At 33.7% G+C, this 22,988-nt stretch carries 22 protein-coding genes and 1 riboswitch; of the genes, 6 read left to right on the top strand and 16 right to left on the bottom strand.

The features are described 5' to 3' along the window. Positions 1–38: 38 nt before the first annotated feature. The 4 genes from ptsP to JVU85_RS06525 all read right to left on the bottom strand — a co-directional run bounded on the left by ptsP (position 39) and on the right by JVU85_RS06525 (position 3,971). A complete protein-coding gene (ptsP, locus tag JVU85_RS06540) occupies positions 39–1,754 on the bottom strand; it encodes a phosphoenolpyruvate--protein phosphotransferase (protein WP_002510847.1) in 1,716 nt (571 codons plus the stop codon). Position 1,755: 1 nt separating this feature from the next. Continuing rightward, positions 1,756–2,022 carry a phosphocarrier protein HPr gene (locus JVU85_RS06535; protein ID WP_002510848.1) on the bottom strand — a complete coding sequence of 89 codons (267 nt, stop codon included), beginning with the start codon at positions 2,020–2,022 and terminating at the stop codon, positions 1,756–1,758. A gap of 176 nt (positions 2,023–2,198) precedes the next feature. Further along, the gene (locus JVU85_RS06530; protein ID WP_002510849.1) at positions 2,199–2,741 is read right to left on the bottom strand and encodes a hypothetical protein; all 543 of its coding nucleotides are present in this window, start codon (positions 2,739–2,741) and stop codon (positions 2,199–2,201) included. 60 nt (positions 2,742–2,801) lie between these two features. After that, positions 2,802–3,971, bottom strand: a complete 1,170-nt coding sequence (locus JVU85_RS06525; protein WP_002510850.1) for a class I SAM-dependent rRNA methyltransferase — start codon at positions 3,969–3,971, stop codon at positions 2,802–2,804. 321 nt (positions 3,972–4,292) lie between these two features. Here JVU85_RS06525 and JVU85_RS06520 point away from each other — a divergent pair, with 321 nt between their 5' ends. After that, entirely contained in the window at positions 4,293–5,231 is a 939-nt protein-coding gene (locus JVU85_RS06520; RefSeq protein WP_193325403.1) for a bile acid:sodium symporter family protein, read from the top strand. A 290-nt stretch (positions 5,232–5,521) separates the two neighbouring features. Here the strand turns inward: JVU85_RS06520 and auxA are convergent, their stop codons facing one another. Then, complete coding sequence (auxA, locus tag JVU85_RS06515; protein WP_002510854.1) at positions 5,522–6,823, bottom strand: lipoteichoic acid stability factor AuxA; 1,302 nt, start codon at positions 6,821–6,823, stop codon at positions 5,522–5,524. 272 nt (positions 6,824–7,095) lie between these two features. Between auxA and graF the strand changes: the two genes are divergently transcribed. The 4 genes from graF to JVU85_RS06495 all read left to right on the top strand — a co-directional run bounded on the left by graF (position 7,096) and on the right by JVU85_RS06495 (position 10,315). Further along, entirely contained in the window at positions 7,096–7,230 is a 135-nt protein-coding gene (gene graF, locus JVU85_RS06510) for a glycopeptide resistance-associated protein GraF (RefSeq protein WP_021459046.1), read from the top strand. Positions 7,231–7,333: 103 nt separating this feature from the next. Continuing rightward, positions 7,334–7,436: riboswitch (TPP riboswitch) on the top strand. 85 nt (positions 7,437–7,521) lie between these two features. After that, entirely contained in the window at positions 7,522–8,097 is a 576-nt protein-coding gene (locus tag JVU85_RS06505) for an ECF transporter S component (RefSeq protein ID WP_002510855.1), read from the top strand. Between the two features lie 12 nt (positions 8,098–8,109). After that, positions 8,110–9,516 (top strand): ABC transporter ATP-binding protein, encoded by a 1,407-nt coding sequence (locus JVU85_RS06500; protein WP_002510856.1) that lies wholly within the window; start codon positions 8,110–8,112, stop codon positions 9,514–9,516. Continuing rightward, the gene (locus JVU85_RS06495; protein WP_002510857.1) at positions 9,509–10,315 is read left to right on the top strand and encodes an energy-coupling factor transporter transmembrane component T family protein; all 807 of its coding nucleotides are present in this window, start codon (positions 9,509–9,511) and stop codon (positions 10,313–10,315) included. Before JVU85_RS06500 ends, JVU85_RS06495 begins: the two co-directional genes overlap by 8 nt. 173 nt (positions 10,316–10,488) lie before the next feature. Here the strand turns inward: JVU85_RS06495 and purD are convergent, their stop codons facing one another. Genes purD through purE form a run of 11 tightly spaced genes read right to left on the bottom strand, consistent with a single transcriptional unit; the run spans position 10,489 to position 21,709 of the window. Further along, the gene (gene purD / locus JVU85_RS06490; RefSeq protein ID WP_021459048.1) at positions 10,489–11,727 is read right to left on the bottom strand and encodes a phosphoribosylamine--glycine ligase; all 1,239 of its coding nucleotides are present in this window, start codon (positions 11,725–11,727) and stop codon (positions 10,489–10,491) included. A gap of 20 nt (positions 11,728–11,747) precedes the next feature. Beyond that, entirely contained in the window at positions 11,748–13,226 is a 1,479-nt protein-coding gene (purH, locus tag JVU85_RS06485; RefSeq protein WP_002510859.1) for a bifunctional phosphoribosylaminoimidazolecarboxamide formyltransferase/IMP cyclohydrolase, read from the bottom strand. A gap of 14 nt (positions 13,227–13,240) precedes the next feature. Next, a complete protein-coding gene (gene purN, locus JVU85_RS06480; protein ID WP_002510860.1) occupies positions 13,241–13,807 on the bottom strand; it encodes a phosphoribosylglycinamide formyltransferase in 567 nt (188 codons plus the stop codon). Further along, complete coding sequence (gene purM, locus JVU85_RS06475; RefSeq protein WP_193325404.1) at positions 13,804–14,838, bottom strand: phosphoribosylformylglycinamidine cyclo-ligase; 1,035 nt, start codon at positions 14,836–14,838, stop codon at positions 13,804–13,806. Before purM ends, purN begins: the two co-directional genes overlap by 4 nt. Continuing rightward, positions 14,831–16,318: an amidophosphoribosyltransferase gene (purF, locus tag JVU85_RS06470; RefSeq protein WP_002510862.1), complete on the bottom strand. Its 1,488-nt coding sequence runs from the start codon at positions 16,316–16,318 to the stop codon at positions 14,831–14,833. The genes purM and purF overlap by 8 nt, the downstream gene beginning before the upstream one ends. Next, positions 16,297–18,486 (bottom strand): phosphoribosylformylglycinamidine synthase subunit PurL, encoded by a 2,190-nt coding sequence (purL, locus tag JVU85_RS06465; RefSeq protein ID WP_204172177.1) that lies wholly within the window; start codon positions 18,484–18,486, stop codon positions 16,297–16,299. Before purL ends, purF begins: the two co-directional genes overlap by 22 nt. After that, positions 18,479–19,150 (bottom strand): phosphoribosylformylglycinamidine synthase subunit PurQ, encoded by a 672-nt coding sequence (purQ, locus tag JVU85_RS06460; protein WP_021459050.1) that lies wholly within the window; start codon positions 19,148–19,150, stop codon positions 18,479–18,481. The genes purL and purQ overlap by 8 nt, the downstream gene beginning before the upstream one ends. Further along, entirely contained in the window at positions 19,150–19,410 is a 261-nt protein-coding gene (gene purS, locus JVU85_RS06455) for a phosphoribosylformylglycinamidine synthase subunit PurS (protein ID WP_002510865.1), read from the bottom strand. The genes purQ and purS overlap by 1 nt, the downstream gene beginning before the upstream one ends. Before the next feature lies 1 nt (position 19,411). After that, the gene (purC, locus tag JVU85_RS06450) at positions 19,412–20,113 is read right to left on the bottom strand and encodes a phosphoribosylaminoimidazolesuccinocarboxamide synthase (RefSeq protein WP_002510866.1); all 702 of its coding nucleotides are present in this window, start codon (positions 20,111–20,113) and stop codon (positions 19,412–19,414) included. After that, positions 20,113–21,240, bottom strand: coding sequence for a 5-(carboxyamino)imidazole ribonucleotide synthase (purK, locus tag JVU85_RS06445; RefSeq protein ID WP_193325406.1), 1,128 nt, complete (start codon positions 21,238–21,240; stop codon positions 20,113–20,115). Before purK ends, purC begins: the two co-directional genes overlap by 1 nt. Further along, positions 21,227–21,709 carry a 5-(carboxyamino)imidazole ribonucleotide mutase gene (purE, locus tag JVU85_RS06440; protein WP_002510868.1) on the bottom strand — a complete coding sequence of 161 codons (483 nt, stop codon included), beginning with the start codon at positions 21,707–21,709 and terminating at the stop codon, positions 21,227–21,229. Before purE ends, purK begins: the two co-directional genes overlap by 14 nt. Positions 21,710–21,914: 205 nt before the next feature. Between purE and folD the strand changes: the two genes are divergently transcribed. After that, positions 21,915–22,772 (top strand): bifunctional methylenetetrahydrofolate dehydrogenase/methenyltetrahydrofolate cyclohydrolase FolD, encoded by an 858-nt coding sequence (folD, locus tag JVU85_RS06435; protein WP_002510869.1) that lies wholly within the window; start codon positions 21,915–21,917, stop codon positions 22,770–22,772. The last annotated feature ends 216 nt before the right edge of the window (positions 22,773–22,988 follow it).

Genomic DNA, 22,988 nt, shown 5'->3' with positions numbered 1-22,988 from the left:
AAGTTTATTAAGCGATAATCGCTTAATAAACTTTTTTGTTATTTCGAATATTCACGTACTAATGCTTCAACTTCTTCTGTTGTTGCACAATCAATGGCACGTTCAGCTAATTCGTTCATTTCATTTTTACTTAAACCTTTAATTTGTCTACGTGCTTTTAATACAGAAGACGCACTCATAGAAAATTCATCTAAGCCTAAACCTAATAAAATTGGAATAGCAGTTTCGTCTCCAGCCATTTCACCGCACATACCTGTCCATTTATTCTCTTTATGAGAAGCTTCAATCACTTGTTTTACTAAACGTAAAATAGCAGGATTGTAAGGTTGGTACAAGTATGACACACGTTCAGACATTCTGTCTGCTGCCATAGTATATTGTATTAAATCATTTGTTCCAATACTGAAGAAATCAACTTCTTTAGCAAAAACATCTGCTAAAGCTGCTGTTGAAGGAATTTCGACCATGATACCGATTTCAATATCATCTGAAACATCTACACCTTCATTTGTTAAATTCTCTTTCTCTTCTAATAAGATTGCTTTAGCATCACGGAATTCTTGAATTGTAGCAACCATTGGGAACATAATATTTAATTTACCGTAAACAGATGCACGTAGTAAAGCACGCAATTGTGGTCTGAAAATTTCAGGTTGATCTAAACATAATCTGATAGCACGATAGCCTAAGAATGGATTCATTTCATCAGGTAAATCTAAATATGGTAGTTCTTTATCTCCACCAATATCTAATGTACGTACTACGACACGTTTACCATCCATTGATTGGATAACTTCTTTATACGCTTCAAATTGTTCATCTTCTGTAGGTAACTGATCTCTACCCATGTATAAAAATTCAGTACGGTATAAACCAATACCTTCCGCACCATTTTCTATTACACCAGAAAGATCATTTGGCGTACCAATATTTGCAGCTAATTCTGCATGGACACCATCTACAGTAACCGTTTCTTCATCACGCAATTTTTGTAATTCTTTTTTATCTTCAAAGAAACGTTCACGTTTATTTTCATAAGCGATCACTTCATCACTTGTAGGATCAACAATTACTTCCCCAGTTAAACCGTCTACAATAACCATATCACCTTGGTTTACTTCGTCTGTTATTGTTTTTGAACCAACAACAGCAGGGATTTCTAAAGAACGGCTCATAATTGCTGAATGTGACGTTCTTCCCCCAATGTTTGTTACAAATCCTTGTACAAATTCTTTGTTTAACTGCGCTGTATCAGATGGTGTCAAATCATTACCAATTATAACAACGCTTTCATCGATCATACTAGGATTGGGTAATTCTACGCCTAAAAGATTAGCTAGTACACGCTTTCTTACGTCACGAATATCAGCTGCACGCTCTTTCATGTATTCATTATCCATCGAATCAAAGATAGTAATGAACTGATCCGTTACTTCAGTTAAAGCTGTTGGTGCGTTAACTTGTTCGTTATTAATTTTTTCTTCTATTGGTTGAATTAACTCTGGATCATCTAATACTAATAAATGTGCATCAAAAATCGCTGCTTTATCAGCACCAAGATTTTGCTCAGCATTATTTCTAATTTTAGTTAATTCGATTTTGGATGTATTGATAGCATTTTGAAACTTTTCGACTTCTGCATTTACATCTGACACTTTATTGTTATCAAATGATAAATCAGGTTCAACTAATAAGTATGCTCTCGCAATAGCTACACCATCTGATGCAGCGATACCTTTAATATAGTTTGGCATATTATTTAGTTAATCCTTCTTTTGATAACACTTCAGTGATTGCTGTAATTGCATCAGTTTCATCGCTACCGTCAGCATAGATAGTGATCTCTGCATCTTTACCTACACCTAAGCTCATAACACCCATAATAGATTTCAAGTTAACTTTTTTACCGTTGTATTCTAATTGAATATCTGAATCAAATTTTGATGCTGTTTGAACAAGCATTGTTGCTGGGCGTGCATGAATCCCCGTTTCGTCAATAATTACATATGAATTTTGTTCCATAATATGATATCTCCTTCGTATAGTTAGAATCGTTAGTTTATTATAAAACCTAACAAAGTTTTATATGTTTACATTACCAAATTATATTTATAAATTCAATTCGTTAATCCCTAGATATGATAATATCTAGGGATATTTTAGCCAATTTGTGAAAACGCTGCAATTTTATTTATTTTTTAGACTAAAGATTGGGCAACCTTTTCACATTTTTCAATATGATCGTCACCGATTTTCTTCATTAAATAATAACTTATTGAAGCAGAAATAGCTTGTCCAACTATAGGAAACCATTTTGTTTGTTTCGCTGCAGTTCGTTTAGCAACATCTCTAATCACTACTTTTAATATCGCATTAGACACTTTTTTGCCAACAAATTGACTTCCTTGAATTGCTGCAGTGGTATAAATACGTTCTTTTATATCGTCACCCATCGAATTTACTTGCTTATGATCTAAACCATAAATCTTATTCACATCTTCTATAATATCTTTCATGAGTTTTAAATCTACACTAAACCCTAATCCAGGAATTGGTACCACACTAGCTCCAGAAGATAATAATGATTTTTTTCTGACTAAAGCCATAGCACGATCACGTCTATCTGCTATTTCTTGTTGTGTTGTTGGTATATTACTTTTTTGTTTAATTTCTTCAATATCTAAAACTTTATTTCCGACTTTATTAGTTAAATTATTCGTAATTTTGTTTTTTATGCTCACTTTAATTCACTCCTCAAATATATTGCATTCAATAACATAATTACCCTATTTTCACTGATTTTATTTAACTTGTACAAAAATTGCTTTTAAATATTTAGATGGCTTGTAATGTGGATGTGTTTTAAAGTCTTTAGGTAAGCCCATAACTTCTACAATGTCATAATCCACATCAGCATCTTCTAATGTCTTTTTAACAGTATTTTTAAAGGATTTTAATGAATATGCACTATTATTGGTACATAATAGTAATGTACCTTGTGGTGCTAGAATATTTAAAGCGCCATCAATTAACTTGTCATAATCTTTCATTACAGAAAATGTTTTCTTTTTATTACGTGCAAAGCTTGGTGGATCGATAACAATCGTATCGTATAACAATTGATGACGTTCGGCATAACTATAAAAATCAAATGTATCCATTACGTAAATATATTGTGATTTCGGATCAATGCTATTTAAGCCGAAGTTCTCTTCAGTTAAACTACGGGAACGATTGGCTAAATCGACACTTGTAGTTTGTTCGGCAATTGGTGCTGATATAACTGAAAATGCTCCAGTATAACTAAATAAATTCAACACCTTGTTATTTGACGCAAATTGATCACGTAATTTCTTACGTACTTCTTTTTGATCTAAAAAGATACCCGTCATTAGTCCATCATTTAAATTAACATTATAAAATGCGAAGTTTTCTTCTATAACGATTGGAAATTCAGGCGCTTCTCCAGTTACAAAGCCACCCTCGAAATCAGTATCTTTAAATCTCATTTTTTCAAAAATTGATGTGTATTGAAATACATTTTGTATCGCTTGTAAGATTAAATATTTAAATTTATAAATACCTTTAGAGTACCACTGTATTAATAAATGGCCATTATAATTATCTATAGTAAGTCCACCTACACCGTCACCTTCACTATTAAATAATCTAAATGCATTCGTACCTTCTAAATTATAAAAGTAAGTTCTATCTTCTTTAGCGAGTGTAAATAGCTTTTCAAAAAATGCAATATCAATATTTTGTTGTTGGTCATAAGATAATACCCATCCAAGTCCTTTATGCTGTCTTCCTACATAACATGTAGCAATGTATGTGCCTTGTTCAGTGACTAAATAAAACAAATCTCCTTCTTTCAAATGGTCGTGATTGTATATATCTTCTTCATCAATTAAAGGATATTGATTTTTATACTTAGTTTCCTTGCCTTTATTTAAAGTGGCAGTTTTCATATGTGATGCCAACCTTCCTACTATTATTATTTAATTTAGCAGTTACTATTTTAGCATGGTAATTAAAGTAGATATAGCAAAAAATTAAAAACTATCGCCAAATCCCCCTTTTTATTAGCAGTTTTTGTGCTCGCTTTCCGCGGGCACTGCCTCACCATGTAATTTGCGGCGAGTGCTGTTCCCGCAAGAGTCTACCCAAATTACTGCTAATATTGTATGTTAAAATAAATCTATTGATAAAAGAGAGAATTTGAAATGATTGCTATTTCTAAATGAATTTCCTAATACTATAAGTGTATAGCAAAGGGGGATAAATATACTATGGTAGATATAATTAATAAAAAACTACAAAAACTGATGCCCATACTGACTCCTTTTTGTGTTGTAATTGGCATTCTTTTTCATTTCATTGGAGAACAGTTACTTTTTGTAGTTCCTTGGCTATTTGCTTTTATGACTTTTGCTGGAAGTCTAACTATGAGATTTAAAGATATCAAAGTGTTTATCAAACACCCATTTATTATTCTTTTTAGTATCGCTTTTTTACATATCCTCATGCCTGTTTGGGCATATTTTTTAACTCAAACAGTTTTTAACGATCATTTACTTACAATAGGTTTTGTAATATCTGTAGCTATCCCTACAGGCGTTACAAGTATTATTTGGATTAATATATGCAAAGGAGATTTTCCATTAGGTCTCTCAATCATCTTGATTGACACTCTACTAGCACCCATCATTTTACCTACCTTACTTTATGTACTAGTTGGAGAATCCATAAATATAGATACTATTTCAATCCTAAAAGGTTTAATTTTAATGATTGTTATTCCCTCAATATTCGGAATATTAGTAAATGAATTTTTAAAAAACAAATCATCTAAACTTAATGTTACTTTAGCACCATTTTCAAAATTAAGCTTTTTCGCAATAGTAATTATTAATAGTAGCGCCGTAACTCCATATGTTACAAATTTCACTTGGAATTTATTAGCCATTATATTAATGGTTTTCTTCTTAGCAGCAATAGGATATGCTCTAGCCTTAATACTAAGCCACATACTTTTCAAAAATACTATAATCACTACAACGTTAGTACTGATTGGAGGCATGAGAAACATACCAATCGGCATAATAACTGCTGTAACGTATTTCCCTAAAAAAGTTGCCATGCCTGTTGTATTTTGTATGCTTTTCCAACAAGTTTTAGCTTCTTTATTCGCAAAAGTCTTAGATAAATATCAAAAACAGTATATTTAGTTTGTTGATTTAGCAATGTTATAGGACAATATGGCAATGAAAGTAGACACATTGTTAGCAGTTTTTGTGCACGCTATACGCACGCATTGCCTCAGCCTGTAGTCTTCGGCTAGTACTATTCCAAGCTAATTTTTACTGTTATTAATATTTAAAAATGACGATGTGGCTAATGGAAACCACTGTTATTTAATAAAATCATCCAATAACGATAAATAAAACAAGCCTTAGGCGAACTGTTGCCTAAGGCTTGTTTATGTTTTGAAGCTATCTTTCAAGTATAGTTATTTTATTTATTCTTGTTTACGTTCACGCAATTTGATGACGAATGCAACTGTTACTGCAATCAACATTAAGAATAATAATGGCGTGATAAAAATAGATAATAGTAAACCATGCACCATAATATTGGCGAATTCAGTTAATAACTTGAAGAATAAAATACTAATCATAAATAACTGAATATAATAGAATTTATTTCTTAAATAATTAGTCAATGTTGTAAGAATATACGCTATCATAATTAACATTAACAGTAACAAGGTAATCCATTCTATTACATATTGTGTTTGTGAGATTTCCCAATCACCTGACACAAACAAACTATTTCTATTATTAAATTCGATAAGTGTAAAGAATAAAAGGAATGCACCGCAGAACAATTCTACATAAACTGTTTTTAGCCATTTAGGCTTTTTCATCCAATTTGGTACATCGTCCTCTTGAATATCGATGATGTCTTTCCATTTCTTCACAAATTTATCTTTTTTATTACGTATTTTTTCCATATCTACACTACGACGTGTTTTGCGTGTGAACTCTGTCGTACGATCTTGAATATTTTTCCAATGAATTTTAGTTTGGTTAGACATAGAATCTTTACTTGTTCTAGAAAGCTCAGGCTCTTCCTCACCAAGTTCTTGCTTAGTTAAAGGTAAAGCTCTTCTTAAGAATAAGAAATTCCAAATAGACATTTGTCCAAGCAACCACATAATTAAGAAGAATGCGTTAATACTTAATATATCAATTGTTAAAATTTCATCACTTTCAATTCTGCTATATAGCACTAATTGCGTTAGCAAATATACTATCCCATAACTAAAAATAATCCATAAATAATGATATTTTCTATTGTGTGTATATAATTCATCTTTATATACGATATAACCAATATGAATTATAAAAGGGAAAATAAATAAAATTGCAAAAAAGCTATATACTTGCGTCATTAAAACGAGTGTTATTAAAAAATATAATATTCCTACTACTAAAAAGAAAATCGAAATATCATAATCATACTGAGTTGTACGATACAACGTCCACCCTAACCCAATTACTAATAAGCCAAATAGGATAATTACAATCGCACTTATAATTGGGAAATTGCCTATATAATTACTAACTACTCTTATAATTTCACTAAAAAAAGCGTTGAAAAAATCCCACACATTATGGATATGTAATTCTACTTTACCTTTACCATTTAATTTCTCTATTAATGGTAAATTGATGAGTATAATTATCCCCATAAAAAGTGAAACTATGCCGATAACATAACTATATAATATTTCGGCGTGTTTTTTTAGAAACGACATACCATTCACCTCAAAGTCATTATATATGAACATCTTGTTCTTGTCTTTATTAAACTCATTAAATAAGTCTCGAGTATGATATAAAACTGTATCATAAACAAATTTCCACAGTTCAACAAAATTCAAACTCATTTTTCGGATTATTTAACAATAACTTATTTTTACATTAATTTGCAATAACAATGACATCAAATTGTTTTAAATATTTTTTACGAGGTAAAAGTTATGTGTAACATCTTTTTCTATTAGTTTACTATAAGGAGTGTAGTATTATGACTAAAGACGACGTAAATAAAAAAGCAGCAGAGAAAGCTAAAGAAGTTGAGGATGAATTAAAAGAACAAAAAGAGCAGAATCAAGAGAATTCTGAGGAAACAAAGAAAAACATACAAGATATTTTTGACTAACAACATTTTAATTGTTACTGAAATTGTGATATTAACTGTATATAGAAAATGTGCTTGACATACTGTAGTAAAAGTCATACATTAAGTATAAAATAAATATTATTATTCGCACTAGGGGTGTTTTGTGACTGAGATGAGGTATACCCTCAAACCCTTTGAACCTGATCTAGATGAAAGCTAGCGTAGGAAAGTGCTAAATTATACTTTTTGACGATAGTACAGTATAGTTCTGCCCAATCTTACACGCGCAACCTTCTAGAGAGGTTGTGCGTTTTTTTGGAGGAATATTAAATGTCAAAAGGTTTAAAACTGTCAGAAATTTTAGTGACTGTCTTAATTGCAGTTGTATTCGCATTGATTTACAACATATGGAACTTTGTTTACAAAGCTGTACAGGTTTCAGGTTTACACATCGAAGAGTTAACTTATGGTGCTTGGTTTATGGCAGCAATAGTAGCTTATTTGATTATTCCAAAGGCAGGCATTGCACTATTAGCTGAGTTTGCTGCTGGTGCAGGTGAAACAATCGTCATGGGTCGCTTTGATATTGCGACAATGATTTATGCATTACTACAAGGATTAGCTTGTGAAATTATCTTTGCAATTTTCAAATATAAATCACGTACTGCTATGGTTGCGATGTTAGCAGGATTATTAGCTGCAATAGTAACATTACCTTTAGATTTTGCTTATGGCTATTTAGCTGAAATCGCAAGTTGGAATCTTGCTTTATACATTGGTTTTAGATTGATTAGCGGTATCATAGTAGCTGGATTATTGTCATATATTATCGTCAAAGCATTAGACCAGACAGGTGTTACAAGATTATTTCGCCCTTCTTCACAAAAAGATTATGACAATTTATAAGGAGTACTATACGTGTTAACTGCTAAAAATTTACGTTTAAAATATCCAAACACTGACCATAAAATTTTCGATGGTCTAGATATCAATATTAAAACAGGTGAAAAAGTACTATTATTAGGACCTTCTGGTTCAGGAAAAAGTACGCTTTTAAATGTATTAAGTGGCATTGTACCTGATTTGATTGAATTACCGATGAAATACGACCAGCTAGAAATTGATACTCATAGCGGTGTCATTTTTCAAGATCCTGATAGTCAATTTTGCATGCCAAAAGTACATGAAGAACTGGCGTTTATTTTAGAAAACCAACAAGTCCCAAGAGCTGAAATGGATGCTAAAATTTCAAGTGCGCTCAAAGCTGTAGATTTGCATGTCAATCCACATCAGTTTATAAGTCAACTCAGTGGTGGAATGAAACAAAAATTAGCTATCGCTGAAACACTGTTACAAAATGCACAAACGCTCTTTCTGGATGAACCTACTGCAATGTTAGATGAATCAGCAACTCAGGAATTATGGACTAAAATTAAAGCTTTATGGCAAGATAAAACCGTATTAATTGTAGAACATAAGGTTGCTCATATATGGGAACATATCGATCGTGTTTTACTCTTCAATTATGAAGGCAAAATTATTGCAGATGCACCACCGCAGATGATGCTACAACAATATGAAGATTTATTGACTGAATATGGTGTTTGGCATCCTAATGCTTGGTCACATGCCCCTAAAGCTATATTGAGTAATAATGATACTGTACAACAAGAGTTGTTCACTTTTATCAATGGTGAAATTAAGCGTGGTGCTAAAACATTAATAACAATTGATAAAATGTCAATTAAACCTGGTGAATTCATAACTATTACCGGGCCAAATGGTAGCGGAAAAACTTCTCTGTTAGAGTCCATTATGCAATTAATCAAATATCATGGCGACATGTATATTAACGATAAACGTATTAAAAAAATCAAAAACATGGCCCAATATAGTTATTTAGTCTACCAAAATCCTGAACTACAATTTATTACTAATTCGGTATACGATGAAGTGCTGCTTCAGTTCAATAAATCTGATAATGCAAATGCTAAACGTAAAACAAAGGAATTATTGCAAACGCTCAGTCTGGAACATGTTATGACACAACATCCTTACGAATTATCGATGGGTCAAAAACGTCGCTTAAGTGTTGCTACAGCCTTGAGTGCTGAAGCTGATATTATATTGTTAGATGAGCCGACATTTGGTTTAGATAGTCACAATACATTTAATCTCATCTCATTATTTCAACAACGTGTCACTGAAGGTCAAACTGTTATCATGGTGACTCATGATGCTGAAATTATTAATCGTTATGCTACAAGACGATTACATATAGAGCAACAACAACTTATAGAATTGTCAGGTGAAACCCATGTTTGAATTATGGAAAGTCCGCCATACTTTTATGGATGATGTGAATATCATTACTAAATTAATCATTGCCGTATTACTATTTTTCTGTGTCATTTTTGTGCATCAATTTGATTTGATGTTATATTTGGCAATATTCATGCTTATATTCCTACTAATATGTAATGGTGTACGTCTATATATCACCTTAATATTTGTTATGTTTACTCTGTTCTTCAGCCTGATATCTGCCCTATTCATGATTTTTTATGGTGATGGCACTCATGTATTATTCAAATTCGGTTTTATTCAAATAAGTAGCGAAAGTTTAATTCGTGGTTTACATTTGATGCTTAGAACATTAACAGTTTCACTATTTGGTATATTGATAGCTTTTACTTCACAAATTGTGATGATATTTTATAGTTTAATGCAACATTTGAAAGTAAAACCTAAAGTTGCATATGCCTTTATGGCGGCATTTCGAATGGTTCCATTAATGATAAGCTCATTAATTCAATTGCAACGTTCACTAAAAATGCGTTATCAAATGATACCAGCTAAAAACTACCGAGGTATTAATAGAATTAAACATTTATTGATACCATTACTCAGTCAAAATATTAGAAAAGCACATCAATTATCTGTAGCTATGGAAAAGAAAGGATTTCGAAGTGGTCCAAGAACGTATTATTATCATACGACCTTTTCATATAAAGATATTTTAACTTTTGTAGTTGTAATACTATGTATAGTATTAGCTATGCTAGGTGCTCACTTTTTCCCTATTACTGGTATTCATGATGTGAGAATTTCTAATATTTATTAACCGACCATTCGAACATTGATACCAGTTTAAATTAGCAAGTAACAGCAGCATTTAATTTTACTAATATCTAAAACCAAAAGGACCCATTCATCTAAAATGAATGGGTCCTTATTATAATGAGCTCTATACCTTTACCACATTTAATGACTAAAATTAAAAAACTACTAAACGTATTATCTCAGTGCTTTATTACTTATATCTTGACGATAAAACAAAGCATCACTGTTAATTCGTTTTACTGCTTGATACGCTTGTTCTTTCGCTTTATCTATAGACACGCCTTCGCCTAATGCCAAGATAACACGACCACCACTTGTAACATACTGTTCCTGCTGCAGCTTCAATCCACTCACAAAGTATGTGCCATCTAAATCAAATCCAGATACTAATTGGCCTTTTTCATAGCTACCTGGGTAGCCTTTAGAAGCAAGCATCACACCAACTACAGCATTGTCTTTCCATTTAAATTCAATCGGCGCCTTTTGCTCTAACTCAACAATATGTTGCATTAAATCGCTGTCCATTCTCGCCAATAATACTTGCGCTTCCGGATCACCAAAACGAGCATTAAATTCAATCACTTTTGGACCATCTGCCGTAATAATAGCACCAATATATAATACGCCAAAGAAAGGATAACCTTCATCATGCAAAGCTTTAGCTATTGGTTGTGCAATTGTTTCATTCGTTTGTTGCAAAATGTCAGCACCAATATGTGGTACAGGACAATACGCACCCATACCTCCAGTATTCGGTCCCTGGTCATTATCAAAAGCTCGCTTATGATCTTGAGCAATACAGTCAAAAGGTACAGCATAATCGCCATTAACAAAAGTCATCAATGAAAATTCTTCACCTTCTAAAAACGTTTCAAAAACTACTAAGCCCTGCTCTTCGGGATAAAGCGTTTCTACTCCACTTTGAGCCTGCTCTATGTTTTCAGCAATAATGACCCCTTTTCCTGCTGCTAAACCATCTTTTTTCAACACTATAGGATAGTCACACTGCTTAATATATTCTAGCGCTTGTGTTTTAGTGTCGATTTCCTTATAAGTTGCCGTAGGAATATTGTGTCTTTCCATTATTTGTTTAGCAAAAAGTTTCGAACCTTCAATTTGTGCTGCTGCTTTACTTGGGCCAAACACTTTAATATTTTCTTGACGTAATTGATCAGCAAGACCTTCAGTCAATGGTTGTTCAGGTCCAATAATAGTCCACTCGATGTCGTGCGCTTTAGCAAATGCCACAATTTCATTATGCGCTGTTTCAGCAATTTCAGTATGCACCTCAGCTATATTTGTCATTGCATCATTGCCTGGAATAGCAAAGATATGTTTTACTAAATCAGATTGCTTCAATTTATGAGCAATTGCATGCTCCCTACCTCCTGTACCAATAACAAGTACATTCATTTGTGGTGTCCCCCTGTATATTAATGTTTAAAGTGACGCACGCCTGTTGTCACCATAGCAATACCATGTTTATTAGCCATATCGATTGAGGCTTGGTCTTTAATCGAACCACCAGGTTGAATTATTGCCTTAATACCATGTTGTGCAGCGAGTTCTACTGTATCATCCATTGGGAAAAAGCCATCTGAAACCATAACGACATCATCATTAATTTCGATTGCGCGCTCAATAGCAATTTGAGCCGAGCCCACACGATTCATCTGTCCAGCACCGATACCGACAGTTTGTTTCGCATTACTTAAAATTACTGCATTACTTTTAACAGATGCAACAACTTTCCAGCCTAATAACATTGCTTCCCACTGTGCTTCCGTAGGTGTCTCATTAGTTACTACTGCTATATCTTCACGCTTAATTGCCACATTGTCTTTGTCTTGAACTAAATAACCACCAGATACAGATACGACTTCTTGTTCATTTTTATCTAACGTCATATCAATTTCTAATAAACGGATATTCTTTTTTTGACTTAAAATCGATAATGCTTCATCTGTAAATTTAGGCGCAATTACAACTTCCAAGAAAATTTCATGTAATTTTGTTGCTAATGATTCGCCCACAGTATGATTTAAAGCGACAATGCCACCAAAAATGGATTGACTATCTGCTTCAAAAGCATGTTGAAATGCTTCGTCAATTGTATTACCAATACCCACACCACATGGATTCATATGTTTAACAGCTACTGCTGTAGGTTGCTGAAATTCTTTAACTAATGCAAGTGCTGCATCTGCATCTTTTATATTGTTATAACTTAATTGCTTCCCGTGTAATTGTTTAGCGCCTCCAAGTGTTTGCTTAGCATTCGATGTACGTACAAAATGTGCAGACTGTTGAGGGTTTTCACCATATCGTAGCGTTTCTTTACTTTGATTAAAGAATTCTACAATAGCTGCATCATACTCATTTGTATGTTCAAAAACTTTAACCATTAAGGACTTGCGATATGCGGCATCCAAATTGTCATTTTTTAAACGTTCAATAACTTCATTATAATCAGAAGGATGTACAATCGTCGTTACATGTTTAAAGTTTTTGGCAGCTGCTCGCAACATTGTTGGTCCACCTATATCAATATTTTCAATTGCATCTGCTTCAGTCACATCAGGGTTAGCCACAGTTTCTTTAAAAGGATACAGATTGACTACTACCATATCAATTAAATCGATATCTTGTTCTTTTAACTGTGTTAAATGTTCTGGTTTATCACGATCAGCTAAAATACCACCGTGTACCGCTGGATGTAATGTTTTCACTCGACCATCCATAATTTCATCGAATTGTGTTAATTCAGAAATAGATTTTACAGCTACACCCGCTTCTTGGATAGCTTTCATAGTACCGCCAGTTGAATATAATTCATAATCTAATTCTGTTAATGATTGTGCGAATTCTACAATGCCTCTTTTGTTAGAAACACTTAATACTGCTTTTTTCATGTTATCTACACCTCTTATTGAATAATATCTGCAATGACTTTTGGATAAAGCTCATGTTCTAATTTTTTGATGCGCTCTTCTAATTCTTCTTTTGAATCAGTAGGATAAATTGGACACTGACGTTGCTCTATAATTTCCCCAGTATCCATACCACTATCAACATAATGTACTGTTGTTCCAGTAATATCATCCTCACTGGCAAGTGCTTGCCCTACTGCATCCTTACCTTTATATTTTGGCAACAATGAAGGATGGATATTTAAAATTCTTCCATTATATGCATTTAACATTTCAGTACCAATTAATTTCATATAACCTGCTAGAATAATCCATTCAACTTTTTCAGCAGTTAACCATTCTAAAATTTTACGTTCATAATCAGCTTTAGAGTCAAAATTTTTGAGTTCATTAATATGCACATCCAAGTTAAAATCTCTCGCACGTTCAATACAATATGCACTAACTTGATCCGTATATAGCGCTGTTACTTCGATATGTTCTAATTGACCTTGATGAATTTTGCTCATAATATTCTCAAAATTACTTCCAGAACCTGACGCAAATATTGCTACTTTAGTCACGCTTTAACCCCCGTTAATTGAATTGGTTCATCACCTGATGTAATCGTACCAATTTCGAATGCTTCAATATTATGTCGTTTAATGTGTTCAATTATCGCTTTACTATTTGCTGCATCTACTACAAGTGTAAAGCCAATACCCATATTAAAAATGTTATACATTTCTTCAGTACTAATCTCACCTTGCTCTTGTAACCAGTCAAAAATCTTAGGCGTAGGGAATGTTGTCACATCAATATTGGCAGTAACACCTTCTGGAAGTGCACGCGGAATATTTTCATAAAAACCACCGCCTGTTATATGTGTCATCGCATGTACTGGATACTTTTTAATTACCTCTAATACTGGGTTTACGTATAATCGTGTTGGTTTTAATAATGTTTCTAAATATGATTCATCAGCTGTAAACTTATCCGTCATTTGAACATTAGCTTTAGCTATCAATTGACGGACTAAACTATAACCATTGGAATGAATGCCACTTGATGCTAAACCTATAATAACTTGTCCGGGTTGGACGTTTGATCCATCTATATAATCATCTTTTTCAACAGCTCCAACTGCAAAACCGGCTAAATCATATTCTCCTTCATGATACATTTCACCCATTTCAGCAGTTTCTCCACCAATTAGTGCGGTATGTGTTTCTTCGCAACCATCACTTACACCTTTTACAATTTGTTCGATGACTTCAGGAACGACTTTATTAGTTGCAATATAATCTAAAAAATATAACGGTTCTGCACCTGTCGTCAAAATATCATTCACACACATCGCTACTGCGTCAATACCGATCGTGTCGTGCTTATTATAATCTATGGCTAATTTAAGTTTTGTACCTACACCATCAGTTCCAGATACAAGCAACGGGGCTTTCATATTAAGTTGAGATAAATCAAAAGTGGCTCCAAACCCACCTAATCCACCTAGTACTTCTTTTCTCATCGTTCTTTTCACATGACTAGAAATACGCTCTACCGCTTCGTAACCTGCATGGATATCTACTCCAGCTTGTTGATATGCATTAGACATATTGATTCCCCGCCTTATCAAAGTATTGTGTATTTTGTGCTAAAAATGCCTTTTGTCGTTCACTCAAACTTGCAAAATAACGTTCTTCGTAATCATATAATCCAGCTGGATAATCACCAGTAAAACTTTCAACACATAAGCCATGATATGGTACATCCTCATCGATACCGATTGATTCTATAAGGCCGTCAACCGATAAATAAGCTAATGATTCTGCTTCAATATAGTCTTTAATTTCTTCTGGCGATTTATTAGCGGAAATTAATTCAGCAGTTGTCGACACATCAATACCATAAAAACTTGGGAACATAAATTCTGGAGAAGCTATTCTGACATGGACAGATTTTGCCCCTGCATCTTTTAATAAACGTACAATTCGTTTAGATGTCGTACCTCTTACTATTGAATCATCAACCATAACTATATTTTTACCGTGAACAATATCTTTTACTGCCGATAATTTCACGCGTACACCTTGTTCACGTAACTCTTGTGTCGGTTGAATAAACGTACGTGCAACATATTGATTTTTAATTAATCCCATTTCATATGGTAAATTCATAGCTTCAGCATAACCAGTAGCCGCCGACAATGAGGAATTAGGTACTCCTATTACCATATCAGCGTCCTCTACTGGACTTTCTTCAGCTAAACGTTTACCTGACATTTTACGTACAGCATGAACGTTTTTTCCTGCAATTGTTGAATCTGGGCGTGCAAAATAAATATATTCCATAGCTGAAATTGCTGTTGTTGTTTCTGTAGTATAAGATTCGACTCTAATACCATCATCATTAATCACTACATACTCACCAGCATGAATATCACGAACAAATTCTCCACCTAAAACATCAATAGCACATGTTTCACTTGCAATGACATATTCACCAGTTTGTAATTTTCCAACAACCAATGGTCGAATTGCATTTGGATCTACCGCACCATATAATGCATCCTTTGTAAGTAAAGCAAATGTGAAACCACCTTTAATCGTACGCAGACTTTCAGTTAATGCACTTTCAAAAGTAGGTTGTTTACTTCGTCTAATTAAATGCATAATAACCTCAGTATCAGACGATGAGTGGAAAATTGCGCCTTGTTGTTCCAATTCTTTTCTTAAACTTTGAGCATTAATTAAATTACCGTTATGACAAACACCAACGCTCATATCATAAAAATGATATAAAAATGGTTGAATGTTTTCGATACCTTTATTACCAGAAGTCGCATAACGTACATGACCAATAGCATGCTGATATCCTTGAAATGTCGCTAATTCTTGTTGCGATAAAGCTTCAGTGAGTAATCCTAATCCACGTTCACCAATTAAGTTTTGTCCATTTGAACAAACGATACCTGCACCTTCTTGTCCTCGGTGTTGTAAGCTTTGTAATCCCATATATGTTAAATGCGCTGATTCAGTATGGTTCCAAATGCCAAAAAGTCCGCATTCTTCATTTAATCCGTGGATGTCATACATTGAGAGATTGCTCCTTCCCATTGTGCCTTGAGCTCAGACACTTTGCGTTGAATTGTAACTTTATCGGTAGCCACTTCAAATGTTTCATCTTCTGTTAAATGACCTATTTTTACTGCATTAGTTAGGTTGATTTCTGCACCTTCTTTAGCAACAACAATATAACGACCTTGTGTTTCGCTAAATAATTGACTCTCTGTTAATGCTATTTGAGCAGCAATACCTAAATTATAATGCGCACTGATTTTAGCTAACGTTATAGCTAAGCCACCTTTACCAACTGTTTGTACATGAGCTGCCTGGCCTGTTCTTATGAATTGTTTTATCTCTTCGCCTTTAGCTACCTCTTCAGATAAATCAATGGCTTCAGATTCATGATTTACCTCATTATAAATTAATTTCTCGATCTGACTTCCACCAAAGTCATTACCTGTATCACCAACAACATATATTGCTTGTCCTGCTTTAGGTGTAAAGTCATTTAGATAGTCAATATCTTCAATTAATCCCACCATTCCTACTACAGGAGTTGGGAAAATGGAAGTCCCTTTTGTTTCGTTATATAGTGACACATTTCCTGAAACAACCGGAGTTTGCAAAATTTCACACGCTTTTGCCATACCTTTAGTTGAATCAATTAATTGTTGGTAGATTTCTTTTTTCTCAGGCGAACCATAATTTAAACAATCCGTCATTGCTAATGGCGTTGCACCTACAGCAATTAAATTACGATATGCTTCAGCTACAACCATTTTGCCACCTTCATAAGGCTGATTAAATACGTAACGTGCTTCTCCATCAATAGTAGAAGCAATCGCTTTAGAAGTACCTTCAACACGTACAACTGAAGCTTGTAATCCTGGTTTCACAATTGTATTAGCACCAACTTGTTGATCGTACTGTTCATATAAATAGTGTTTTGATGCAATTGTTGGGTGTGCAATTAATTTATTAAATACTTCATCTACATCTATATCACTGTAGTCATTCGTGCTCGTATTATAGTCTTTATGTTCACCTTCTAAAATATATACTGGTGCTTCATCAGCAAGTGGTTCTACCGGAATATCAGCATACACTTCATCTTCATAAGTTAATACAAAACGATCTGTGTCAGTCACTTCACCAATAACTGCACTATCTAATTCATGTTTGTCGAATAAATCTAAGAATTTTTGTTCTGTACCTTTTTCAACGACTAATAACATACGCTCTTGTGTTTCTGACAACATCATTTCATATGGTGAAATTCCTTGTTCTCTTGTTGGTACTTGTTCTAAACGTAAGTGTAAGCCATTGCCACCTTTTGCTGCCATTTCAGAAGAAGATGATGTTAAACCAGCCGCACCCATATCTTGGATACCAACTAATTCATCAAATGTGATAGCCTCTAACGTTGCTTCCATTAGTTTTTTGCCGACAAACGGATCACCAATTTGCACTGATGGTCTTTTACTTTCACTATCTTCACTCAATTCTTCAGATGCAAAAGTCGCTCCATGAATACCATCTCTCCCAGTCTTTAAACCAACATAAATAACTGAATTTCCGATACCTTTAGCAGTTCCTTTTTGAACCATATCATGATCGATAATACCTACACACATCGCATTAACTAATGGATTGCCGTCATAACGATTATCAAATTCAATTTCACCTGCTGTTGTAGGTATACCAATACAGTTACCATAGCCTCCAATACCAGCTACGACACCGCGTAATAGTCGACGGTTTTGTTTTTCAGTCAATTCTCCAAAACGTAAACTATTTAATAAATTAATTGGGCGTGCACCTATAGACACAATATCTCTAATTATGCCACCTACACCTGTCGCTGCACCTTGATATGGCTCTACAGCAGAAGGATGATTGTGTGACTCTACTTTAAAAACAACCGCTTGATTATCACCAATATCAACCACACCAGCACCTTCACCAGGTCCCATTAAAACGTGCTCACCTGTTGTTGGAAATTGTTTTAAAAACGGTTTAGAGTGCTTATAAGAACAATGCTCACTCCACATTACAGAAAAAATACCAACTTCTGTGAAATTTGGTTCTCTACCTAAGATTTCACAAACATGTTCATATTCAGAATCACTTAATCCCATGTCTTTATATAGTTGCTCTAACTTGATTTCTTCTACACTTGGTTCAATAAACTTAGACATTTTGTTCCCTCCAACTATTTACCATCGCTTCAAATAATTTCACGCCACTGTCAGTACCTAAAATTGATTCAAGTGCACGTTCTGGGTGCGGCATCATGCCACATACATTTCCTTTTTTATTTACAATCCCTGCAATATCATTAAAAGAGCCATTGGGATTATCGACATAAGTTAAAATAATTTGATTATTAACAACTAAGTCGTCATATGTTTCTTCAGTACAATAATAGTGCCCTTCGCCGTGTGCTACAGGGTATACAACGTGTTCATCTTGTGCATATAATTTAGTAAATGGTGTGTTATTATTCACTACTTTTAATTGTTCATTTCGGCTAACGAATAAATGTGAATCGTTGTACAATAACGCCCCAGGTAACAAACCAATTTCTGTTAAAATTTGAAATCCATTACAGACACCTAGCACTGGTTTTCCTTCATCTGCAAAACGTTTCACTTCATTAATAATAGGTGCCACACTAGCCATTGCTCCCGAACGTAAATAGTCACCAAAAGAGAATCCTCCTGGAATTAATACGCCATCAAAACCTGCAAGTGACTCATTTCGATAATCTACATATTCTGCGTTTGCTCCCATTTTAATAGCAGCATTATACATGTCTCTATCACAATTTGATCCAGGAAATTTTAGCACTGCAAATTTCATTATGCCTTCTCTCCTTCATCGACAACTTTATAACTGTATTCTTCAATAACTGTATTAGCAAATAACTTTTCACTTAATGTTGTTACCACATTGTGAACTGCTTCGTCAGTAGCTTCTTCTACTGTCATATATAATAATTTTCCGACACGAATATCGTTGACTTGCGTGTAGCCTAAATCATGTACAGCACGATTTAAAGCTTGTCCTTGAGTGTCTAATACTTGTGGTTGTAAAGTTACATGTAATTCAATTGTTTTCATTTTATAAAGCCTCCAATTTATTTAAGAAAGTTTGATAAGTGTCTATTATTGATCCTCTATCTTCGCGATAAACATCTTTATCGAAGTTCACATCACTATGTTTATCCCAGATACGACATGTATCAGGAGAAATTTCATCAGCTAAAATAATGTCACCTTTTGTCGTTTTACCAAATTCAATTTTAAAATCTACAAGTCGTAAATCTACTTGGTCCATAATAGATACTAATGCTTCATTAATTTTCAGTGCTGCTGCTTTTAAAGTGCTAATTTCATCATCATTAGCGATATGCAACAACTTGACATGGTCGTCCGTAATTAATGGGTCATTTAACTTATCATTCTTATAGAAAAACTCAACTAACGGTTGCTCAAAAGAATGCCCTTTATCGAAACCTAGTCGCTTAGTTATTGAACCTGCTGCAATATTGCGTACAACAACCTCTAATGGAATAATATCTACAGATTGTACCAATTGTTCTGTTTCTGAAATTTGTTCAATAAAATGGCTTTCTAACCCTTGTTGTTTAAGAGAATTAAATAGTTTAGAGGTGATAAGATTATTTAATCGTCCTTTACCTTCGATATAATCTTTTTTTGCACCATTCCCTGCTGTAACCTCATCTTTATATTCCACACGTAAAATACCTTCTGTATCAGTAGCATGTATTTTTTTAGCTTTACCTTCGTATAGCAATGTCATTAGTTGTTACTCCCTTCAAAATGGTTCAACATTTGTTGTTCTGTCGCTGCAAGGTCCGTTGTTAACACTGTAATATGGCCCATTTTGCGTGCTGCTTTACGCTCAGTTTTACCGTAAATATGCACATGCCATGCAGGTTGATGTGCAAACTCAGTTTCTAATAAATCTAAATCCTTACCTAATAAATTCATCATTACTGCTGGTTGCAATAATTCAATGTCATCAGGTAACTTTTGACCAGTAATTGCAAGAATGTGCGTATCAAATTGTGAATAATTACAAGCTTCAATTGAATAATGACCTGAATTATGTGGTCGTGGAGCTATTTCATTAACAAACAAGTGATTTTGTTTATCAATGAAGAATTCCACTGTAAAAGTACCGACAAAATGAATTTGTTTAATTATTTTTTGTACTTCCTGACGTGCCTCTTGTTCTTTATCACTGCGAGCTGGTACAACTGTTTTAAATAAGATTTGGTCTCTATGTTCATTTTCTTGCAATGGAAAATACGTTATTTGATTATCATTTCCAATAGTTACAGTTAATGAGACTTCTTTTTCAAGATTTAAAAATTGTTCTGCGACACATTCTTGATGTGTAATAAGTTGTTCAACTTCAGCTAAATAAGACGCATCTTTCACTAAGATTTGACCTTTACCGTCGTATCCTCCAAATCGTGTTTTTACGATAAATGGATACCCCAGCACTTCACTTGCTTCAATTAATTCATCAGATGAAGTTACAGATAAAAACGGAACAATTTGTGTTCCACATTCTTTTAAAGTTTGTTTTTCAGACAAACGATCTTGTAATAATTCGATAGCTTGATACCCTTGTGGAATGTTGTATTTTGCGACTAATTCTTTTAATTGTGGTGCAGAAATATTTTCAAATTCGTAAGTAATGACATCGGATAATTGACCTAATCGATTCAATGCATCTTCATCATCATAATTCGCATTAATAAATTGATGAGCTACATACTGACATGGGCACTCTGTATCAGGGTCTAACACTATAACTTTATAACCCATTTGTTGAGCAGATTGTGCCATCATTTTGCCTAACTGACCGCCACCAATGATGCCTATCGTTGCACCAAAACTTAAGTTACTGAAGTTCACGTTGCATTTCACTCACTTTCTCAACAAGAGATTTTTCATAATTTTCCAAATTTTTTTGGACTGTTTTATTGTTTATACTTAAAATACGTGCTGCTAAAATACCTGCATTTTTAGCTCCAGCTTTACCTATTGCAGTCGTTGCTACAGGAATACCTCCTGGCATTTGCACAATAGATAATAATGAATCTAGTCCTTTTAAACTTTTAGATTCGATTGGGACACCTATTACTGGTAATGTCGTCATAGAAGCTACCATACCAGGTAAATGTGCAGCGCCACCTGCGCCAGCAATAATTACATCATACTCATTCGTACGTGCTTCAGTTGCAAAATCATACATCAATTTAGGCGTACGATGTGCGGAAACTACTTTCTTATCATATGGTATTTCAAATTGTTCTAACATAGCACAGCTTTCTTGCATGATATTCCAATCAGATGAACTTCCCATAATTACTGCCACTTTCAAATTGAACACCCTTTCAATAATTTGAAATGTTACTACTTTAAGATGTATATTACAGATATAGCATAACAACAAAATCATGCTTTTTCAATCAAAAATCGAACTTTAACTTCAAAAAATCATTTAATTTACGTATTTTACTTAATTTTATAGCGTTAATATGTTTTAATGTTAAGGTGAGGTTCAGAATTTAGAGGAGGAAATTTTCATGGTCGCAAAAATTTTAGATGGAAAACAAATTGCTAAAGATTATAGACAAGGTCTAAAAGATCAAGTCGAAGCGTTACAAACTAAAGGTTATACACCAAAACTGTCAGTTATACTTGTAGGTAACGATGGTGCAAGTCAAAGTTACGTTAACTCTAAAAAGAAAGCTGCTGAAAAAATTGGTATGATTTCCGAAATTGTACATTTAGACGAGTCTACATCTGAAGAAGATGTGTTAAAAGAGTTAACACGATTAAATGAAGATGACAGTGTCAGTGGTATTCTTGTACAAGTACCTTTACCAGATCAAGTAAGTGAACAAAAGATTTTAGAAGCCATTAATCCAGCTAAAGATGTGGACGGTTTCCACCCAGAAAATATCGGTAAACTTTATATAGATGAACAAACATTCGTGCCATGTACGCCATTAGGTATAATGGAATTATTAAATCACGCTGATATTGATATAGAAGGTAAAGATGCAGTAGTCATTGGCCGTAGTCATATCGTTGGTCAACCTGTATCTAAATTACTATTACAAAAAAATGCCTCAGTGACAATTTTGCATTCAAGAACAAAAGATATGCAGCAACATTTAAAAAATGCTGATATCATCGTAAGTGCAGTTGGTCGTCCTGGCATCGTATCTAAAGATGATGTTAAGCCAGGTGCTGTAGTTATTGATGTAGGTAATACACCAGATGAAAATGGTAAGCTTAAAGGCGATGTAGATTATGAAGAAGTAAAACAAATCGCTGGTGCTATTACGCCTGTACCTGGTGGTGTAGGCCCAATGACAATTACTATGGTGTTAAATAATACGTTATTAGCAGAAAAAATGCGTAGAGGCATCGAATAATTATTAATATTTAAGTTATTAAATATACGAACAATATAAAAATGTACGAGCACAATGTACTAGTATGTACGTAAACAAGCCTTAGGTTATATTGGCGCTGAAACCTTAGAATGATAACTTAATAAAAACACTATGTTCTAGTCTGATAATTACCTATATTTTCTATGGGATAAGTATCCTAGTATTTTTTGAATTCGATAATTATTATAGTTTTTA

Source organism: Staphylococcus sp. GDY8P72P, from assembly GCF_016890655.1.
GTDB lineage: Bacteria > Bacillota > Bacilli > Staphylococcales > Staphylococcaceae > Staphylococcus > Staphylococcus arlettae.
Note: the sequence above shows the minus strand (reverse complement) of the source record. Positions and strands in the feature narration are given on the sequence as shown.